The 20,599-nt window shown below is 34.3% G+C and carries 18 protein-coding genes; 10 read left to right on the top strand and 8 right to left on the bottom strand.

Annotated elements, in window-relative coordinates; translation table 11 throughout:
* Positions 1 to 166: 166 nt before the first annotated feature.
* The 3 genes from GXW81_RS07245 to GXW81_RS07235 all read left to right on the top strand — a co-directional run bounded on the left by GXW81_RS07245 (position 167) and on the right by GXW81_RS07235 (position 4,255).
* The gene (locus GXW81_RS07245; RefSeq protein ID WP_161531782.1) at positions 167 to 2,383 is read left to right on the top strand and encodes an NADP-dependent isocitrate dehydrogenase; all 2,217 of its coding nucleotides are present in this window, start codon (positions 167 to 169) and stop codon (positions 2,381 to 2,383) included.
* 161 nt (positions 2,384 to 2,544) lie between these two features.
* Positions 2,545 to 3,480 (top strand): pseudouridine synthase, encoded by a 936-nt coding sequence (locus GXW81_RS07240; RefSeq protein ID WP_161531781.1) that lies wholly within the window; start codon positions 2,545 to 2,547, stop codon positions 3,478 to 3,480.
* Between the two features lie 187 nt (positions 3,481 to 3,667).
* Positions 3,668 to 4,255: a hypothetical protein gene (locus GXW81_RS07235; protein ID WP_161531780.1), complete on the top strand. Its 588-nt coding sequence runs from the start codon at positions 3,668 to 3,670 to the stop codon at positions 4,253 to 4,255.
* A gap of 80 nt (positions 4,256 to 4,335) precedes the next feature.
* Here the strand turns inward: GXW81_RS07235 and nhaA are convergent, their stop codons facing one another.
* From nhaA to GXW81_RS07210, 5 genes are read right to left on the bottom strand one after another with little or no spacing between them, the layout of a single operon-like run.
* Positions 4,336 to 5,688 (bottom strand): Na+/H+ antiporter NhaA, encoded by a 1,353-nt coding sequence (nhaA, locus tag GXW81_RS07230; RefSeq protein ID WP_161531779.1) that lies wholly within the window; start codon positions 5,686 to 5,688, stop codon positions 4,336 to 4,338.
* A gap of 30 nt (positions 5,689 to 5,718) precedes the next feature.
* Positions 5,719 to 7,926, bottom strand: a complete 2,208-nt coding sequence (locus tag GXW81_RS07225; RefSeq protein WP_154136868.1) for a bifunctional (p)ppGpp synthetase/guanosine-3',5'-bis(diphosphate) 3'-pyrophosphohydrolase — start codon at positions 7,924 to 7,926, stop codon at positions 5,719 to 5,721.
* A gap of 41 nt (positions 7,927 to 7,967) precedes the next feature.
* Positions 7,968 to 10,541 (bottom strand): DNA gyrase/topoisomerase IV subunit A, encoded by a 2,574-nt coding sequence (locus tag GXW81_RS07220; protein ID WP_161531778.1) that lies wholly within the window; start codon positions 10,539 to 10,541, stop codon positions 7,968 to 7,970.
* Between the two features lie 2 nt (positions 10,542 to 10,543).
* Entirely contained in the window at positions 10,544 to 11,038 is a 495-nt protein-coding gene (locus tag GXW81_RS07215; protein ID WP_161531777.1) for a hypothetical protein, read from the bottom strand.
* A gap of 19 nt (positions 11,039 to 11,057) precedes the next feature.
* A complete protein-coding gene (locus GXW81_RS07210) occupies positions 11,058 to 12,917 on the bottom strand; it encodes a DNA topoisomerase IV subunit B (RefSeq protein ID WP_161531776.1) in 1,860 nt (619 codons plus the stop codon).
* A gap of 254 nt (positions 12,918 to 13,171) precedes the next feature.
* Between GXW81_RS07210 and GXW81_RS07205 the strand changes: the two genes are divergently transcribed.
* The 6 genes from GXW81_RS07205 (at position 13,172) to GXW81_RS07180 (ending at position 18,241) form a co-directional block, all read left to right on the top strand.
* Complete coding sequence (locus GXW81_RS07205) at positions 13,172 to 13,474, top strand: hypothetical protein (RefSeq protein ID WP_161531775.1); 303 nt, start codon at positions 13,172 to 13,174, stop codon at positions 13,472 to 13,474.
* A complete protein-coding gene (locus tag GXW81_RS07200) occupies positions 13,474 to 13,752 on the top strand; it encodes a cell division protein ZapA (RefSeq protein ID WP_154136863.1) in 279 nt (92 codons plus the stop codon). The genes GXW81_RS07205 and GXW81_RS07200 overlap by 1 nt, the downstream gene beginning before the upstream one ends.
* Before the next feature lie 267 nt (positions 13,753 to 14,019).
* The gene (gene rny / locus GXW81_RS07195; RefSeq protein ID WP_004919041.1) at positions 14,020 to 15,594 is read left to right on the top strand and encodes a ribonuclease Y; all 1,575 of its coding nucleotides are present in this window, start codon (positions 14,020 to 14,022) and stop codon (positions 15,592 to 15,594) included.
* Between the two features lie 128 nt (positions 15,595 to 15,722).
* On the top strand, positions 15,723 to 16,052 hold the full coding sequence (locus GXW81_RS07190) for a translation initiation factor (protein ID WP_154468606.1): 330 nt from the start codon (positions 15,723 to 15,725) through the stop codon (positions 16,050 to 16,052).
* An 18-nt stretch (positions 16,053 to 16,070) separates the two neighbouring features.
* Complete coding sequence (locus tag GXW81_RS07185) at positions 16,071 to 16,925, top strand: nucleoside phosphorylase (protein ID WP_161531774.1); 855 nt, start codon at positions 16,071 to 16,073, stop codon at positions 16,923 to 16,925.
* 251 nt (positions 16,926 to 17,176) lie between these two features.
* Positions 17,177 to 18,241, top strand: a complete 1,065-nt coding sequence (locus tag GXW81_RS07180; RefSeq protein ID WP_161531773.1) for an anhydro-N-acetylmuramic acid kinase — start codon at positions 17,177 to 17,179, stop codon at positions 18,239 to 18,241.
* Positions 18,242 to 18,256: 15 nt separating this feature from the next.
* Here GXW81_RS07180 and rsgA read toward each other — a convergent pair whose 3' ends face one another.
* From rsgA to udk, 3 genes are read right to left on the bottom strand one after another with little or no spacing between them, the layout of a single operon-like run.
* Positions 18,257 to 19,207: a ribosome small subunit-dependent GTPase A gene (gene rsgA, locus GXW81_RS07175; protein WP_161531772.1), complete on the bottom strand. Its 951-nt coding sequence runs from the start codon at positions 19,205 to 19,207 to the stop codon at positions 18,257 to 18,259.
* A 15-nt stretch (positions 19,208 to 19,222) separates the two neighbouring features.
* Entirely contained in the window at positions 19,223 to 19,591 is a 369-nt protein-coding gene (locus GXW81_RS07170; RefSeq protein ID WP_161531771.1) for a septum formation initiator family protein, read from the bottom strand.
* On the bottom strand, positions 19,588 to 20,208 hold the full coding sequence (gene udk / locus GXW81_RS07165) for a uridine kinase (protein ID WP_064969558.1): 621 nt from the start codon (positions 20,206 to 20,208) through the stop codon (positions 19,588 to 19,590). Before udk ends, GXW81_RS07170 begins: the two co-directional genes overlap by 4 nt.
* Positions 20,209 to 20,351: 143 nt before the next feature.
* Between udk and GXW81_RS07160 the strand changes: the two genes are divergently transcribed.
* Positions 20,352 to 20,588, top strand: a complete 237-nt coding sequence (locus GXW81_RS07160) for a YdcH family protein (protein ID WP_161531770.1) — start codon at positions 20,352 to 20,354, stop codon at positions 20,586 to 20,588.
* Positions 20,589 to 20,599 lie beyond the last annotated feature (11 nt).

The raw sequence follows: 20,599 nt of genomic DNA, 5'->3' as shown, positions 1-20,599 counted from the left end.
TATTGGTCATGTTTTGAAATTTAATATTGTACAATTTATTATTTTATTATTTATAGTAATTCTAAATAATTAGATGTAATAAATTTAAATATGATTATTATATAGCAACTTTTTTTCATTATTTTTGTGGAAACTAAATGTTGTATAATATAAAAAAACAGAATAAATGTCAACAGCTAAAATTTACTACACCCTTACAGATGAGGCTCCTATGTTAGCCACTCATTCATTTTTACCTATTGTAAAAGCATTTACAAAATCAGCAGATATACAGATAGAAGTGCCGGATATTTCTTTATCAGGGAGAATATTGGCTAACTTTCCAGAAGTTCTTACCGAAGAACAAAGAATTCCTGATGCATTGTCTCAATTAGGAGAATTAGCTACAAAACCAGAAGCTAACATTATTAAGTTACCTAATATTTCCGCTTCTATACCTCAGCTTAACGAGGCTATAGAAGAATTACAGAAAAAAGGATTTAATGTACCTAACTATCCTGCAGAACCGAAAACAGAAGAAGAAAAAGAAATTAAGGCTAAATATGCTAAAGTGCTTGGTTCGGCTGTAAACCCTGTACTTAGAGAGGGTAACTCAGACAGAAGAGCTCCTAAAGCTGTAAAAAACTATGCAAAGGCCAACCCACACAAGATGGGAGAATGGTTAGCAAATAGTAAAACAGATGTAGCTCATATGAGCCAAGGAGATTTCTACGGTACCGAAACTTCTACAACTGTGGAGAAAGACGGTAAGTTTAAAATTGTATTCTTTGGAAATGATGGTTCAGAGAAAGTATTAAAAGACTATGCATCTCTTCAAGCAGGAGAAATTATAGACTCGTCTGTAATGAACATCAACGCCCTAAAAGCTTTTGTAAAAGAGGCTATACAAGAAGCTAAAAGTAGAAATGTATTGCTTTCTGCTCATTTAAAGGCAACTATGATGAAAGTGTCGGACCCTATTATTTTCGGGGCTATTGTTGAAACTTTCTTCCAAGAAGTATTTGAAAAATATGCAGAGACATTCAAATCATTAGATGTTAATCCTAACGATGGACTGGCAAGTCTTTATGATAAAATTGCAGGAACAGCTCAAGAAGCTGATATAAAAGCTGATATTGAGCGTGTACTAAACGAAAGTTCAAGAGTAGCAATGGTAAATTCTGATAAGGGAATTACCAATTTCCACGTTCCTAGTGATGTTATTGTAGATGCTTCTATGGCGGCATTAGTTCGTGGTGGCGGTAAAATGTGGAACAAAGACGGACAAGAAGAAGATACTTTAGCCATAATCCCAGACCGTTCTTATGCTGGTTTCTATCAAGCTGTAATAGATGATATGAAAGCTAACGGAAAGTTAGACCCTACTACTATGGGTAGTGTACCTAATGTGGGACTAATGGCTAAAAAGGCAGAAGAATACGGTTCTCACGATAAGACATTCCAAATGGAAGCTGAAGGTACTGTAAAAATCCTTAATGAAAATAACGAAGTTTTATTAGAACAAAAGGTAGAAACGGGAGATATTTTCAGAATGTGCCAAACTAAAGATGCTCCTATACAAGATTGGGTTAAATTAGCAGTTAATCGTTCTCGCTTATCGGATACTCCAGCTATATTTTGGTTAGATAAAGGTAGAGCTCACGATAGAGAAGTTATCAAAAAAGTAGAGCAATACCTTAAAAATCATAATACAGAAGGTCTTGATATTAGAATTTTAGATGTTAAAGACGCAATGTCCGAAACTCTTAAAAGAGCTAGAGAAGGTAAAGACACTATTTCTGTATCTGGTAATGTTCTTAGAGATTACCTTACGGATTTATTCCCTATCCTAGAGTTAGGAACTTCTGCTAAGATGTTGTCTATTGTACCTCTTATGAATGGTGGTGGGCTATTTGAAACAGGTGCAGGAGGTTCTGCTCCTAAACATATAGAGCAGTTTATAGAAGAAGGCTATTTGCGTTGGGATTCTTTAGGGGAATTTTTAGCACTACAAGCAAGTTTAGAACACTTAGCACAAACTCAAAATAATACGAAGGCTCAAGTATTGGCAGATGCACTAGATGAAGCAAATGCTAAGTTTTTAGCTAATGATAAATCTCCAGCTAGAAAAATAGGAAGCATAGATAATAGAGGTTCTCATTTCTATTTAGCGTTATATTGGGCAGAAGCTTTAGCAGCACAAACTCAAGATTCAGAGCTGTCTGCTCTTTTCCAACCTATTGCTAAAGAAATGCAAGAAAATGAGGCAAAAATCAATGAAGAGCTCATAGCTTCTCAAGGTAAGGCTCAAGATATTGAAGGCTACTATCGTCCAAACGAAGATAAAACTTACGCTGCAATGCGTCCTTCAGTAACGCTTAATCAAATTATTGATAGAATATAATCCGTTATATTCAAAAGACTTAATAACAAAATAGGAGGCTTAAAAACCTCCTATTTTTGTTTTTTTATTTGACTTCTTGTTTTTAAAATATAAGATTTTTTTGACGAACCCTAATAACCTCTAAAAAATTGTATCTTTGCAAAACATAATTAGTTACAAGTATGAGCAGAGAACGCAAAAATTTTTCAGGAAAATCAAGAACAAATCAAAAAAGAGGGAATACTGAGAACTCTCGTGGCTCAAAATTAGGAGGTAGAGATTTTGATTCTAGAGATAAATATGTAAAAGGAGACCGCAGAGGCGGAAGAAGATTTGATGATAAAGAAGCCGACAGAGCCAGAGCTTTTGTTCAAAAAAGAAGAATAAATAAACTTGTACAACAGCCTAAAGATACCATTAGGCTTAATAAATACATTGCTAATTCAGGGATTTGTAGCAGACGAGAGGCTGACGAATTGATACAGCAAGGTTTAGTTGAAATCAATGGTAAAGTAGTAACCGAACTAGGCTATCAAGTGCAAAAGACAGATAAAGTGGTTTTTGATGGGCAAAGCATTACACCTGAAAAGCCTGTGTATGTACTTCTCAACAAACCTAAAGGCTATATCTCTACCACAAAAGATGAGAAAGCTAGAAAAACGGTAATGGATTTAACGGCGAATGCTTCTCCATATAGAATTTTTCCTGTGGGGCGTCTAGATAGACAAACAACGGGCGTTATTCTACTCACCAATGATGGGCATCTTACCAAAAAACTTACCCACCCATCTTTCAATATCAAGAAAATTTACCATGTTACCTTAGACAGAAAGCTTACAGGCGAAGATATGGCGACTATAGCTAAAGGGATTAGATTGGAAGAAGGTGTTGCAGAGGTGGATAGTATTTCTTATATAGACGGTAAACCTAAAAATGAAATTGGGATAGAAATCCATATCGGTTGGAATAGAGTGATTAGAAGGATATTCCAAAAGTTAGGCTACGAAGTTGAGGCGTTAGATAGAGTGATGTTTGCAGGGCTTACCAAGAAAAATATCAAAAGAGGACATTGGCGTATCCTTACCGAACTTGAGGTAAATAATTTGAAGATGTTATAAACTGATATTAGTTTGATATAAACAATTTATTAGGATTATTCTTTATTCTGTTCCCATTTTTGTAGTAGATTTTTGAAAGAAATGAAAAGGTGTGTGTTTATGAAGTTTATATAATGATTGTTTATTTATATTTTTCAATATAATTATTATATGTAATTTGAATATTTAACTCTAAAATTTTTGATAAATGAAAAAAACAATTTTAACTTTAGTTATCTGCTCAACTACTTTTCTGAGCTGTACTACTCAACAGAAAAAGCTATCATTGGATAAGGAAATTGAAAAGTGGAAGAAGGGATTAGTTTTAACAGGAGAATTAGGTCCTCCTTGTTATGACGATTTCATGAAATGGAGAAAAGAAAATCCAGATAAAGCGTATGGAATTTCAGATGAAATAAAAATTTTCAAAAAAGATTTTAATAAAGATGGTATAGAGGATGCATTTGTCAGTATGAGAATAGGGGATCCTTGTAATGGTAGTAACCATTTATCATCAGATCATTCTGTGTTAATATTTTCAAATGATGGAGAATATTATCAAGATGTAAAACTGACAGAGAGAATAGAAGGAAAAATAATCAACCAATTGGCAGAAAAAAATATTCCTTCGGTAAATAATCTCTTAACTTTTTTTGAATCATTCGATGGAACCATAAATGGAGAGGTTACAATTGAAGTTGAAGGAGATGCTCACTGTTGCCCCTCTTACTTTGGATTATTCAAATACAATCCCAATACACAGGAGTTAAAATTAGAAGTAAACAAGAAACAATAATATAAGTTTACTAGTATATTTAAATAAGCGGAAAAATAATATTTTCCGCTTATTTTTATTATGATATTGATGAGAAATCTCTAAATATTCTCTCCTTCTGTTTTCCCTTCCTTATTCGTGTTCAGAATAAGATAACCTGCAATACCTCCAATAAGAGAGGCTATAATAATCCCCATTTTAGCTTCTGGAACATATTCTGGGTGTAGTTTGGTATCGAAGGCTAATTCTGTGATAAATAAAGACATCGTAAATCCTATAGAAGCTAAAAAAGCAACTCCTAACAGATTTTTCATAGATAAGCCTTCTGTTTTTTTTACTATTTTCAGTTTTATCAAAGCACCTAATAATCCAAATATACCTAGCACTTTTCCGAGTAATAATCCTAAAATAACTCCAATAGTAACCAAACTCAAACCATTGTCAAAAGAGATAGGAATAGCCGCATTACATAATGCAAAAATAGGCATCACAATAAAACTCACAAAGCTGTGCATACCGTGCTCTAAACGCTGAGAAGGAGGTATGGTTTCTTTTGTTAAATCATGCATATCCTCCACTACACGAATTTGTTCATCAGTTAAATCTTCGTGCTTTTCATCAGGATCTATACTTAGGAATTTGTCTCTGAGTTCTCTCATTTTATATACAAAATAGCTTTCATTAACTCTAGCGTTAGCAGGAATGGCAAAAGCCGCTAAAACGGCTGCAATAGTAGCGTGTACTCCAGACATTAAAAAGCAAAGCCAAACACCACCTATTCCTAATATAGCGTAATGAATGATACTTTTAATACCTATTTTGTTAGAAAATAGCATCAGTGCAAAAATACCAAGCCCTAGGCTTAGGTATCCCATATGTAATTCATTAGTATAAAATATAGCGATTACTAAGACCGCTCCCAAATCATCCACAATAGCTAAAGCTGTTAGAAATACCTTCAGTGGCAAAGGGACTTTGTTTCCCAATAGGTACATTACGCCAAGTGCGAAGGCAATATCCGTTGCCATAGGAATCCCCCAACCGTGTGCTGCATCTGTACCATTATTAAAGAAAGTATAAATAAGAGCAGGGAAAAGCATACCTCCAATAGCTGCTATAATTGGGAGCATTGCTTTTTTAGGAGAAGCTAACTCTCCATTGGTAAGTTCTCGTTTAAGCTCTAACCCTACCACAAAGAAAAATATGGCCATAAGCCCATCATTTATCCAATGGTGTAAGGATAGGTCTAAAGAATAATCTCCAAAACTAATGGCGATATGCTGATGCCAAAAATGTTCATATTCTTCGCTCCATTCAGAATTAGCAAAAAATATGGCTATTAAAGCAGCAATAAACAATACAATACCTCCTGTGGTAGATTTACTAATAAATTTGTTTACTGGTTTTAAAATGTACTTATCTGCTGGAGTTAAATTAATTTTAGGTTGTTCCATAAAATATTTATTTTTTATCAAATTAAAAAATTAGATTCTTTTTACACTAGTGACTCCCTCTATCCTTCTAAGATGTTTAATAGTTTCCTCTAGTTGGTCCTTGCTTTTAACTTCTAGGCTTATTTGCCCTGTAAAAATCCCATCGGTAGACTCGATACTAAAGCTCCTCATGTCAATACTCATCGCATTAGTAATAATTTTGGTAATATCATTTATCATTCCCATTCTATCTAAGCCTTCTACTTGTATTTTAACGCGGTTACTAAAGCTCTCAGCATTTACCCATTTTGCAGTTAAAACACGATAATCATAGTTAGCTCGTAGATTTACAGCGTTTGGACAATTATCATTATGCACTTTAATACCATCTGAAATGGTTAAAAAACCAAATATTTTATCTCCTGGCACTACCGTACAACATTTGGCAAAAGTATGGTTGAGTTTTTCTTCATCTTTACCAAAAACAATTAAATCGAGGTTTTGATAAGGATTTTCCTCTTTTATATTTTGAGATTTGATTGGGATTTTTCGGAATTTTTGAAGAAGCGAAGAGAAAATACTCTTTCTTTCTGAATATCTTTTTAAATCACCGATATCTAGGCTACCATCATGAAATTTAAGAAATAGCTCTTGTGAAGTCTTGAGTGCGAAATACTTTTGTAGATTATTAACTTCCTCCTCACTAAATGCAATTTTTGCACTTTTCAGTTTTCTTTGTAGAATTTCCTTTCCTTCTGCAACACGCTGATTTCTTTCTATATTTAAAGCATTCTTAATCTTTGATTTAGCTTTAGAAGTTACTACAAAATCCAGCCAGTCTTGTTTAGGTCTTTGATTGTTAGAAGATAGAATTTCTATTTGGTCTCCATTTTTTAGTACATAACTGATTGGAACTAATTTCCCATTGATTTTAGCTCCTAAACATTTCATACCCAAATCTGTATGCACAGAAAACGCAAAGTCTAATGCGGTAGCATTTTTAGGTAAAATAGTAACCTCGCCTTTTGGAGTGAAAACAAAAACTTCTTTAGAATAGAGATTGAGTTTGATATCATCTAGCAGCTCGGAGGTTGACATCATTTCCTGATTTTCAAGAACCTCTCTAATCTGAGTTACCCATTGCTCAAAATTGGTATCATCACTGTTTCGCCTAAACCCTTCCTTGTATTTATAATGAGCCGCTACCCCTTTTTCAGCAATTTCGTCCATTCTTTCGGAACGAATTTGCACTTCTATCCACTTGTTGTCAGGACCTAATACCGTGAGGTGAAGACTTTCATATCCAGTGGAACGAGGAGCAGAAATCCAATCTCGCATTCTCTGAGGGTTACTCTTATAAAGGTCTGTAACAATGGAATAGATTTTCCACGCTAAAAACTTCTCATTTTTAAGGTCAGATTTGTAAATAATCCTAATAGCGTAGTTATCATAAACCTCTTCAAAGCCCACATTTTGCTTCAACATTTTTCTATAAATGGAGCTAATAGCTTTGGTTCTTCCTTTTATTTTGAAATCTAATTCTTCTTTAGAAAGGTATTCAGAAACTTCATTTTTAAATTCCTCTAGATAGCCTTCTCTTTGCTCTTTGGCTAAATCTAGTTTGCTGGTAATTTCTGTATAAACCTCAGGATTATTATATTTTAAAGATAAATCTTCTAATTCTGATTTAATATTATAAAGCCCTAGCCTATGAGCTAATGGAGCATAAATGTAAACCGTTTCGGAAGCTATTTTTTTCTGTTTGTCTGGACGCATACTATCCAGCGTCCTCATATTATGTAAGCGGTCTGCAATTTTAACCAAAATAACCCTAAAATCTTCGGATAATGTAAGTAACAGCTTTCGGTAATTTTCGGATTGTATAGAAATATTCTGGTTGTTCATTACCGAAATTTTCGTTAATCCATTAACGATACTGGCTATTTTCTCTCCAAATATTTTTTTGATGTCTTCGTAGGTATAATCGCTATCTTCTATAACATCGTGCAATAAAGCACAAGCAATGGAAGTTGCTCCCAAACCTATCTCTTCGGCAACTATCTTTGCTACAGCGATTGGATGGTAGATATATGGCTCTCCTGTTTTTCGCCTTTGATCTTTGTGTGCATCTAGTGCTATGTCAAAAGCTTTACGAATGAGCTTATTTTGCTCTTCGTTGAGAGTTCTGTAAGTATTGGAAATTAAATCCTTATACCTTGCCAAAATCTCTTTATTTTCTTTTTCTAAATCGTAAACCATATATTTCTACTTTAAAACCAACATAAAAAATTTATATACCTCTAGCCTCCAAATAAATCTCCTATAATACCTTCTTCTGGTATATCGTCAGAATCATTTGATTGCTCTTTTTCTTCCATTTCGGGTTCTTCTTCCTCCTCTCTTTCTGGAATGGTAATATTGATGGACTTCACCTTTTCCTTAACAAACTGATTCCCCATTGCTTTAATCCCTTTAACTGCAATAAACTCGTCTATATCTACAGTTTCAGGGTCTTTTTCTTTGCCTGTTTTGTCTTTTCCGAAGATAATTTCTGCAGTACAACCGTCTTGAACTCCCACAAACTCAATAAAGGATTTTGGGTGTTCACTAGGCATAAACCCTTGAGGATTAAGGGTATTATCTAATAAAAACCTCTTAATGAAATAAATTTCCTTCTCGCCATCATAGTAGATACAAGTAATAGGTTGGTCTGGTCTCCATTTTTCAAGCACTAGATACTCATCATCAAAACGATTCATCAAATCAAAAGTCATTAGTTTAGCTTCTCCTTTGGTATTGATGGTCAGTATTTTATCATCTCCTTTGAAACTACCTAATAATGTACCTCTTGCATCGGCATTAAGCCTTCTCACTGTTTCATCAAACCATATTTTCCTAGGAGCTAATGTAGAAACGCCTTCTTCCTTCAAATCTACCTTTTTTACAGCATATTTGGTGACTAGATTTCCTCTAGAATTTCTACCCTTAATAGCTAAATCTGAAAAGTCTATCTCTATTTTATTTTTTCGTATTCTAGCATTAGGTTTTAAAAGAACCGTTACTACCTCTGCTTCGCCATTAGGATTGGCAGAAAAATAAAGCACTTCTGAACCTTTAGCTTCCGAAGCTAAAGGATATTCGGTATTTCTTGTAATGGAGGTTACAGAAAACCTTTTCATATAATAAGGTCCTGTTTTGCCCTCTCGGTAAATCATATTATAAACGGTGCGTTTATCATTTTTCTTCCAAACGCCTGTGTGTATAATATCCTTGCCCACAAAAGTTTTGGGTTCTACCTTAGTTACTTGCATTACGCCGTCTTTTCTGAAGGTAATAATATCGTCTATATCGGAGCAATCAAATACATACTCATCTTTTCGAAGTGATGTCCCTATAAAGCCCTCTGCCCTATTAACATAGAATTTTTCGTTAGCTACGGCTACTTTTGTAGCATCAATAGTATCAAAAACTCTAAGTTCTGTTCGGCGTTCTTTATCCTTACCAAATTTCTTTTTAATATTAAGGAAATAATTGATGGCATACTCTACCAAATGAGCTAAGTGATGCTTAACTTCCTCCATTTTACCTTCAAGAGCGGCAATATTTTCTAATGCTTTATCTCTATCGTATCTGGAAATACGCATAAACGGAAGCTCCGTAAGACGAATAATATCCTCGGTAACCACCTCTCTCATTAAGTTTTTAATGAAAGGTTGAAGGGCTAAGTTAATGGCTTCGTAAACCGCTTCTTTAGAGTCTTTACCTTTAATCTCTTGGTAAATTTCGTTTTCAATGAAAATTCTTTCCAAAGAGGCAAAATGCCACTTGTCTTCCAACTCTCCAAGTTCTATTTCTAGCTCTCTTTTTAAGAGAGAAACGGTGTGGTCGGTATTTCTTTTTAAAATCTCAGAAACACTCAAGAACATTGGCTTATCGCCTACGATAACACAAGCGTTGGGCGAGATGGAAATTTCACAATCTGTAAATGCATACAACGCATCTATCATCTTATCAGGCGAAACATCATTATTAAGATGAATGTTGATTTCTACCTGGTCAGAAGTGTTATCTTCTATCTTTTTTATTTTAATCTTCCCTTTCTCGTTAGCTTTGATGATGCTGTCAATCAAGTCGCTAGTCGTTTTGGAAAACGGAAGCTCAGTAATGCATAAAGTATGCTTATCTTTTTGGATAATCCTAGCTCTCGCCCTTAATCTTCCACCTCTTTCGCCATCGTTATAGTTGCTAATATCTAGCATACCACCCGTCATAAAGTCTGGATAAAGCTGGAATTTCTTTCCTTTAAGATATGCAATAGATGCTTCTATCAGTTCATTAAAGTTGTGAGGCATCACTTTAGTAGAAAGCCCTACCCCAATACCTTCTACACCTTGAGCGAGAAGTAACGGAAACTTAACAGGTAAATCTATAGGTTCATTATTTCTACCGTCATAAGATTTTACCCAGTGAGTTGTTTTTGGGTTGAATACAACTTCTAATGCAAAAGGAGTTAGCCTAGCTTCTATATACCTTGCAGCAGCAGCGGAGTCGCCAGTATAGACATTCCCCCAGTTACCTTGTGTGTCTATAAGAAGTTCTTTTTGACCAATCTGAACCATGGCATCTGTAATGGAAGCATCACCGTGAGGGTGATATTTCATGGTATTCCCCACGATGTTGGCAACCTTGTTGTATCGACCGTCTTCTAACTCCTTCATAGAGTGCATAATCCTCCTTTGTACAGGTTTGAAACCATCAAAAATAGAAGGAATGGCACGGTCTAATATCACATAAGATGCGTAATCTAAAAACCAATCTTTATATAATCCTGAAACTTTTTTCAGCGTTTCTCCTTTCTGATATTGTTCTTCCATTACTAATTTGTATCTCTATTGTTAGAGTTTTCTTGATTTGATTTTATGGTTCTGTTAAGCGATAGTTTTAAGTCTTTTATCTCTTTACTGTTAAGGTAAGAAATATCGTATTTAAGTACGGTTAAACTTCCCTTCTTATTTTTTAGTCTTATATATAATCTTCTAAACAGGAAAACATCAACTATTTCGTAAGAATCTAATTTATATTTTGGAAATTCATCTTTTGCGTTTTTGCCTAGAGAATCTATGATATTTCTATTTTGAAAATTAAGGGCTTCGCCATCACTATCGTACTCAAAAATTTGTCTTCCCCTAATATAAAAAATGAGATATAGAAAAATGGCAAAAGCTATAATACCAATATCAATAGGTATAGTAAATAGCTTTGCTACCTTGTTTTGTAATATAAAGAAAATTAAACCTACCAATAGCGTTATATTTGCCAAAGTAAATATAAACTGATAATAGGGAATTCTTACTTTATTACTTAATCTCATAGTTTTTTAATACACAAATTTATTCTCCTTCTATAACTTCTTCTACAACTAAATTTTCTAGAATAAACTGCTGTCTATCAGGTGTGTTTTTACCCATGTAAAATTCTAGAATTTGGTCTATGGTTTGGTCTTTACCTATCACCACAGGTTCAAGTCTAATATCTTTCCCTATAAAGTGTTTAAATTCCTCTGGAGAGATTTCTCCAAGACCTTTAAATCTAGTGATTTCAGGGTTTTTACCAAATTCATTCAGTGCTTTTATTCGCTCTTCTTCTGTGTAGCAATAGCGAGTTTCTTTCTTATTCCTTACCCTAAACAATGGTGTTTGTAAGATATACAAATGTCCATTTTTAATTAAATCAGGAAAAAACTGAAGAAAGAAAGTAATCATCAATAATCTAATGTGCATACCGTCCACATCGGCATCGGTGGCAATAATAACTTGATTGTATCTTAAATCTTCTAAACTTTCCTCTATATTAAGTGCAGCTTGTAGGAGATTGAACTCTTCGTTTTCATACACTACTTTCTTGGTAAGTCCGTAGCAGTTAAGAGGTTTCCCTTTGAGCGAAAACACCGCTTGAGTTTCCACATCTCTAGACTTGGTGATAGACCCTGATGCAGAATCTCCCTCCGTTATAAAAATCTGAGTTTCTGATTTTCTATCTGCTTTTTGCTCATTGTAGTGTTGCCTACAATCTCTTAGCTTTTTATTATGTAAAGATACCTTTTTGGCTCTTTCTCTAGCGAGTTTTTGTATTCCAGAAAGTTCTTTTCTTTCCCTTTCGGAAACTAATATTTTCTTATAAATTGCCTCTGCAACTTCTGGGTTTTTATGTAGGAAATTATCTAATTTGGTCTTAAGAAAATCTATTACAAAGGTTCTTACAGTTGGACCTTGTGGACCAATATCATTAGAACCTAACTTGGTTTTGGTTTGAGATTCAAAAACAGGCTCTTCTACATTTATAGAAATCGCTGCAATAATAGACTTTCTGATGTCCGAAGCATCAAAGTTTTTATTGAAAAATTCTCGTATTGTTTTTACATAGGCTTCTCTAAAGGCATTAAGGTGCGTTCCACCTTGTGTGGTATTTTGCCCATTAACAAACGAAAAGTAAGTTTCCGTTTGAGACTTATCCGAGTGAGTAATGGCAACCTCTATATCATCGCCTTTAAGGTGTACAATTGGGTAAAGCGTTTGGCTTTCCATTTCTTCCTCCAATAAATCTTTCAGTCCATTTTCGGAAAAATAAGTTTCTCCATTAAAAATGATTTTAAGACCTGGATTTAGATAAGCGTAGTTTCTGAGCATACGCTCTATATACTCTTTTCTGAATTTATAATTCAAAAATATTTCAGCGTCTGGAATAAAGGTAATTTCAGTTCCGTTTCTATCGCTAGAGTCTTCTTCTGGAAAATTCTCTGTGATATTACCTCTGCAGAATTCGGCAACTTTAGTTTTATTATCTCGCACCGATTTTACCCTGAAATATTCGGATAAAGCATTAACTGCTTTGGTACCTACTCCGTTAAGTCCCACCGATTTTTTAAACGCCTTACTGTCATATTTTCCCCCAGTATTCATTTTAGAAACAGCGTCTACCACTTTCCCTAGAGGGATTCCCCTTCCATAATCTCGGATTTGGACTTTTCTGTCATCTAGCTTGATTTCTATCCTTTTACCAGCTTTCATTCTGAACTCATCTATGGAGTTATCCAGAATTTCCTTTAATAAAATATAGATACCATCATCAGCCGATGAACCATCTCCCAACTTCCCAATATACATACCTGGACGAAGCCTAATATGCTCTTGCCAATCGAGGGTTCTAATGTTATCTTCGGAATAATTAACCTGTTGTAATGCTTCACTCATAAATAAGCCTCTATTTTTAATGTAAAAAACAATAACCCACAAATTTAAGCAAACCTATTTTAAAAGAAAAATTTTAAACAAAAGTATTTTTTACAGCTCACTATAAACCTCAAACAATCAAAATATTAAACACTTTAAATACTAGAGTACATAAATACTATAACTAAGCAGTGTTTAAAAAAGTTGAAAAATCCTTTTAGTAGGCGAAGTTTTTTTTATACTTTTGTGTCAAGGTTAGAACACATCCTGAGGATATGCTAAGAGAGATAGAAAATCATTTTTCAGAAGTTGAACAAAAGGTAATCCGCTTAAAAAGTGATTATCAAAAACTTAAAGATGATTATTCGGCTCTTTTAGATAGCCATAATGAAACGAAGAGGAAATTAGATGCAGAGAAAAAAGCTCATCAGGAATTGTTGGAAAAATATAAAGAAATAAAATTAGTTTCTGCAATATCGGGTAATCCCAACCATAATAGATTGATGAAAAACCACATCAATAGACTTATTAAGGAAATAGATGCTTGTATTGCACAACTTCAAAATAAAGGTTTGTAATGGAAGTGCGTAGAATCAATATCAATATAGCTGGTAGAAGATACCCACTTAATGTACCTGCCGACGAAGAAGAAACACTCCGTAAAGTAGGAAAACAAATAGAGACGATGATTAAGGAGTTTGAAACTAATTTTAATGTTCAAGATAAACAAGATGTTTTGGCAATGTGTGCGCTAAAACTAGGTACTAATGCAGAAGTTGCCAAACAAAATGGAGAGAATAATATAGAAAGTGTCCAAAAGAGATTGAGCAATCTCAATCAATTATTGGACGAGTAAATAAAAAACAATAATTAGGATACGATAAATTTCTTTCCTTTTATTGTGTAAAATTTTGCCTGCAACTGTTCTAACACTAATTAAGGTAAACTCAACGCTAAACTAATACTGGGTAAATGCTTGCTAGATGGCGTGCCGTTTTATCACGGATTACAGATAGTAAGACTTAACCTGAATCGTGTTGATTAGGAGTTTACTCTTTTAATCTTACAGAATGGTTGTAGGTTTTTTTATGGAAAAAAGTTAAAAATTAATAAATATATATAAATGGATACAGTAGTTTTAATCATCAGTATACTCGGTAGTCTTATAGTGGGAGCCGCTATAGGATTCGCTTTTGCTAAAAGCTCGTTGAATTCTAAGGCAAAATTCATCGTGGAAGATGCTAAGAAAAATGCGGAAAATTTAATAGAAAAAGCTAAAGTAAAGGCTGAAAGTATAAAGCAAGAAAAAAACATACAAGCTAAAGAACGCTTTTTAGAGCTCAAAACAGAACATGATGCTCACATACAGCAGAGAGAAAAGAAAATGCAGGAGGTTGAGAAAAGAGCGAGAGATAAAGAGCAAAAACTAAATGACGAACTAAGCAAAGTAGGTAAATTAGAAAAAGATTTAGACAAGAAACTTAGCGACCTTTCTAGAAAGGAAGAACAACTAGAGAAGAAACAAGAAGAACTTAGCGTTGCTATTGCTAAAAAAGTAGAACTTTTGGAAAAAGTTTCAGGCTACTCTGCTGAAGAGGCTAAAGAAGAACTGGTAGAAACCATGAAATCTGAAGCTAAGACCAAAGCTCAGTCTTATGTTCAGAACATTATGGAGGAAGCTCAACTTAATGCAAAGAACGAAGCTAAAAAAATAGTAATCCAAACTATTCAAAGAATAGGAACAGAACAAGCTATAGAAAATTCGGTATCTGTATTTAATATAGAATCTGATGATGTTAAAGGTAGAATTATTGGTAGAGAAGGTAGAAATATCCGTGCTTTAGAAGCTGCTACAGGTGTAGAAATTATAGTAGATGACACACCAGAGGCTATCCTTTTATCTTGTTTTGACCCTGTGAGAAGAGAAATTGCAAGGCTATCTCTTCATAGATTAGTTACAGACGGTAGAATTCACCCTGCAAGAATTGAGGAAATTGTAGAAAAAACAAGAAAGCAAATAGAAGAAGAAATCATAGAAGTTGGTAAAAGAACTATTATAGATTTAGGAATACACGGTTTACACCCAGAGCTAGTAAAAATAGTAGGTAGAATGAAGTACCGTTCTTCTTATGGGCAGAATTTATTACAGCACTCTCGTGAGGTGGCTAATATAGCGGCTACTATGGCGGCAGAGCTAGGTCTTAATGTGAAATTAGCTAAGAGAGCAGGTCTATTACACGATATAGGTAAAGTTCCAGAACAAGAGTCTGAGCTTCCTCACGCTTTACTAGGTATGCAGTGGGCTGAAAAGTTTGGAGAAAATCCAGAAGTGGTAAACGCCATAGGTGCACACCACGACGAAATAGAAATGACTTCTCTCCTCTCTCCTATCATCCAAGTAGCAGACGGAATTTCAGGTGCAAGGCCTGGAGCGAGAAGACAAGTGCTAGAATCTTATATCCAAAGATTAAAAGATTTAGAAGCAGCAGCATTAAGTTTTGAAGGAGTGTCTAGTGCTTACGCTATCCAAGCAGGTAGAGAGCTTAGAGTGATGGTAGAAAGTGCTAAAGTAAATGATAGTGTAGCCGCTCAACTTTCTTATGATATTTCAGAAAAAATTCAAAATGAACTGACTTATCCAGGGCAAGTAAAAATCACTGTAATTAGAGAAACTAGAGCCGTTAATATCGCACGATAGATATTAACTGTTTTATATACAAAAATCCAAACTTAATAACTAGGTTTGGATTTTTTCTTTATGAAGAACTGCAAAAAATCACTTACAAAAGAGCATCAGAATTAAGAACAAATTACTACCTTTGAAACATGGATTTAAGAGACCAACTAAAAAACCTTTTTCCTGACCATATAGAGCAAGATTTTGAAATTGAAGAGGAGACAGAAACTTCTATCCAGAAAGAACCTCTCATCTGTAAATATGAAAAAAAAGGGAGAAATGGCAAGCCCGTAACTCTGATAGAAGGCTTTGAAGGTAATGATGATGAACTAAAACAAATTTCTAAAAAAATTAAAACAACTTTAGGAATAGGTGGCTCCGAAAAAGACGGCGTTATCATTATACAAGGCGATAATAGAGATAAGATAATGGACATTCTTAAAGATATGGGATACAAAACCAAACGAGTAGGAGGATAAAATAAAAAATATATAATTATGCTTAATAAGTTAGCTGCATCAGAACTGGTGCTTAATGAAGACGGAAGTGTGTATCACCTTAATTTGCTTCCAGAGGATATTGCAGAAAAAATAATTTTGGTAGGAGACCCAGACCGTGTTCCTAAGGTTTCTAAGTATTTTGATAAAATAGAAATCAAAAAGAACAAAAGAGAGTTCTATACACATACAGGGACGCTTAGAGGGGAAAGAATTACGGTAATGTCATCAGGTATCGGTACCGAAAATATAGACATTGTAATGAATGAGCTAGATGCTTTGGTGAATATTGATTTAAAGAATAAAGAATTCAAGTCAGAGCATACTGCGTTACAGTTGTTCCGTTTAGGGACTTGTGGTAGTGTAAACCCTGATATAGAGGTAGATAATATGCTAGTAACTCAAAATGTGGTGGGACTTGATGGTTTGTTACATTTCTACCAAGACTATCAGTTTGAAAATGAGTTTTCTAGAAATTTCTTAGAAAAGTTCCCTTATGAGAAAGTAAAATCAATGCTTTATTTTTCAGACTGGGCAGAAGATATTTCAGATTATTACAAAGATGCTAAATACCACGGAAATACGGCTACTTTCCCTGGATTCTATGCTCCACAAGGAAGACAGCTAAGGCTTAAAGCCGTAGATGAAAACTTCTTAGAAACCCTTAACGATTTAGGCGTTTCTAACTTTGAGATGGAAACTTCTGCAATCTATGGTCTATCAAAGCTACTTGGTCATAAGGCTCTTACCGTAAACTGTGTAATTGCTAATCGCCGTAGAGGAGAATTTTCTGCAGACCACCACGCTTCAGAAAAAAATATGATAGAATGGGTATTGGATAGAATTATTAAATAAAAACTGTTTATAATATCTAAAAAAACTGTATAAAGGAGGCTTTTGCCTCCTTTTATAGTTAAATGAAAGACTTTATATTTCAACAATTTTGCTTAAATTGGCGATAGTTCTGCATTAGGGATAGAGGCGATATCATTTTTCTGAGGGAAGGTACGACCGATGAAAAAGATAAAGCCGAAAGCCCGACCCTTTTAGCCTAGGGTAAAGCCTCGGAAAAGGGAATGCCATAATAAAAATATAAAAGAAAGAAAATGTATATTATTGGTGTGATGTCTGGCACTTCACTAGACGGAATTGATTTTTGCTATTTTAAAATAGATGAAAGTACTTATGATTTTGAAATTATAAAGGCTCAAACTTATCCATATCCTAAGGAATGGCAAATGAAGTTAAAGCTTGCTGCTCAACAAACAAAGCAGGAAGTAGCGTTACTAAATGCAGAATACTCAAATTATCTTAATCGAGAGATACTGAAATTTATTAAAACTGAAAATATTGAAAATTTAGATTTAATTGCCAGTCATGGGCATACGGTGTGGCACAATCCTAAAAGTGGTTTTACTTTACAAATAGGTAATTTACCCACGGTTTCAAAGGAGATAAATGTTCCAATAGTGGGAGATTTTAGAGTACAAGATGTGCGTCTAGGTGGGCAGGGAGCACCGCTGGTGCCTATGGGTGATGCATTACTGTTTTCGGACTACGATTTCTGCCTTAATCTAGGTGGGTTTTCTAATATTTCATATAAAAGAAACGGAGAAAGATTGGCTTTTGATATTTGCCCCGTGAATACATTATTGAATTATTATTCTGAAAAATACTTTTCTCTTCCTTATGATAAAAACGGAGAAATTGCTAGAAGTGGTAAGATATACCAATCTCTCGTTGATAAACTTAATGCCCTACCCTTTTATAAACAATCTCACCCTAAATCTTTAGGAATTGAACAGGTGAATGAATGGTTTATCCCAATTATAGAAACATTTTCTTTAGAGCCTAAAGACTTACTGGCAAGTTTGGTAGAACATATGGCAGTACAAATAGCCAATGTTTTGGATACGAATATCGGCAAAAGACTTTTGGTTACAGGAGGCGGAGCTTACAATCAATATCTTATTGAAAAACTGAGCTTTTTAGCTTCTCATATAGAAATAATTATTCCGCCTTCAGAAGTTGTGGAATACAAAGAAGCTCTTATTTTTGGTTTGTTAGGACTTTTGAAGTGGCAAGATAAAACCAATGTCTTGGCATCTGTAACAGGAGCAAAGCATAACCATAGCTCTGGAGTGCTATTTTTGAACGGAACATTATTATAGCTTTAATTTTTGTTTCTAAAACCCTTGTTCTTCGGTTTCTTCCATCAGTTTGGTGTAGGTAGCGTAACGGCTTTCAAGAATATCACCGCTTTCTATAGCGGAAAGAACCGCACATTTAGGCTCGTTAAGATGCAAACAGTTATGGAATTTACAGTCTTCTCTCGTTCTAAATATTTCAGGGAAATAATGCTGTATTTCTTCCTTTTCAACATCTATCATCGCAAATTCCCTAACGCCTGGTGTATCTATAACGCTACCACCGAAGTCCCAAAAATGCATTTGAGCAAAAGTAGTGGTATGTTTACCCTTGAGGTGAACTTCTGACACTTCGCCTGTTCTTAGATTAAGCCCTGGTTGTAGTGCATTTACAAGTGTGGATTTACCACTGCCCGAATGCCCAAAGAATACCGAAATTTTATCTTTAAGAATATTTTTAAGTTCCTCTAAATTTTGTTGGGTACGAGACGAAATCAAAAGACTGTCGTAACCAATATGATGATAGATAGTTCTAAGAGCTTCTACATATTCTATATCGTCTTCATTCAGCATATCCGCTTTATTGAACAATATAAGTGGGCGGATATTATAAGCCTCACAACAAGCCAAAAAACGGTCTAGGAAACCTAACGATGTTTCGGGACTATTTAAAGTGTAAAGAAAACAAGCGACATCTATATTAGACGCTATGATATGAGCTTCTTTGGATAAATTAACCGACTTTCTGATGAGATAGTTTTTTCTTGACTCTATTTTGGTAATCCAAGCCACGCCATCGGTCTCTAGCTGAAATTCTACCCAATCTCCCACAGCGAGAGGATTGGTAAGCCTTGTTTTTTGGAGTTTAAATTTACCTCTCATTCTTGCCTCGTAGAACTGCTGAGTATCTTGCTCCAAAACTTGATACCAGCTTCCAGTGGATTTTGTAATCAGTCCTTTAAATATTATGGTTTCATTACTACTACTCATAAGAGGTATATTCTACTATTTTTTATTAGTATTTGCACTATCTACTACTAATATGAAAATCTCTTCGTTAGATTTTTTCATAAAGTAATTCTCTCTAGCAAACTTTTCTTTTTCGCCTTTATTAAACATTAGTTTTTTGTAGAAAGCATCATTTTTTTCATACTCTGTTTTGTAGTAATCTAGCTGCTCTTCGTACTTTTTAATCTCTGAGTTTAAATCTCTTATCACAAGAAAAGAGGTGTTGTCAAAAAAAGTCATCCAAACAAAGAAAGCCACAATGGTAATAACATACTTATTAAGTATGTATTTCTTAAAAAACACCATTTTAGGAGAAAGTTTTTTAGGCTCTTCTGTTGGATTTATATCTTTAATGAGCTTTTTCATTCAGATTGTTTTTTTAGAGAATTACTGATGACCGTGGTTAAAAAGTCTATCGCCACAGGATTTTGTTTCATATTAGGAATAATGATGTCTGCTTCGTTTTTAGACGGCTCTATAAACTCTTGATGCATTGGTTTCAAGGTTGTTTGATAGCGATAAAGCACCTCTTCTAAATCTCTGCCCCTCTCCTGCGTATCTCTTTTAATACGACGGATTAGACGCTCGTCTGAATCAGCGTGGACAAAAATCTTCACATCAAACTCCTTAAGCAATTCTTTATCTGTAAGTACTAGGATACCTTCTACAAGCAATACTTTTTTCGGCTCTACGGTTACATAATCTCCTGTACGAGAGTGCGTAACGAAGGAATAGATAGGTTGTTTTATAGACTCATTATTTTTAAGAGCCTTTACATGTTTGCGTAGAAGTTCAAAATCTATTGATTTTGGGTGGTCATAGTTAAGTCCTTCTCGCTCTGCCATACTAAGATTTTGGTTGTCATGATAGTAGTTATCTTGAGAAAGAACATTTACGCCCTCCACATTTAGTTTCTTCAAAATTTTGTTGACTACCGTAGTTTTTCCTGAGCCTGTACCACCTGCTATTCCTATTACTAACATCTTATTTAATTCTATTTTTTACTCCGCAAAGATACACAATATAACAAAAAATAATGTAGAATATATTCAATTAGCCATTGATAAAATTCACATTGTGAAATTCAGTTTAATTATCTAACTTCACACTATGAAAAAATAATCTAATGGAGAATCATATTTTAGTTAACGAGTTCCCTGAGTTTTCGGAGAAAATTTCAGATTTGAAACAAATTGATAATCATTTCAAAAAACTTTTCAATGATTATGATGAAGTTAATGGTAAAATTAAACATTACGAAGCTGGAGAGCAAAATCATACCACAGATGAGTTTCTCACAGAACTTAGAAAGGAAAGATTACATCTAAAAGATGAAATCTATGAATATCTAAAAAGTAAGTGATATAGATGTTT

It is taken from the genome of Riemerella anatipestifer, from assembly GCF_009932355.1.
Lineage (GTDB): Bacteria > Bacteroidota > Bacteroidia > Flavobacteriales > Weeksellaceae > Riemerella > Riemerella anatipestifer_E.
Note: the sequence above shows the minus strand (reverse complement) of the source record. Positions and strands in the feature narration are given on the sequence as shown.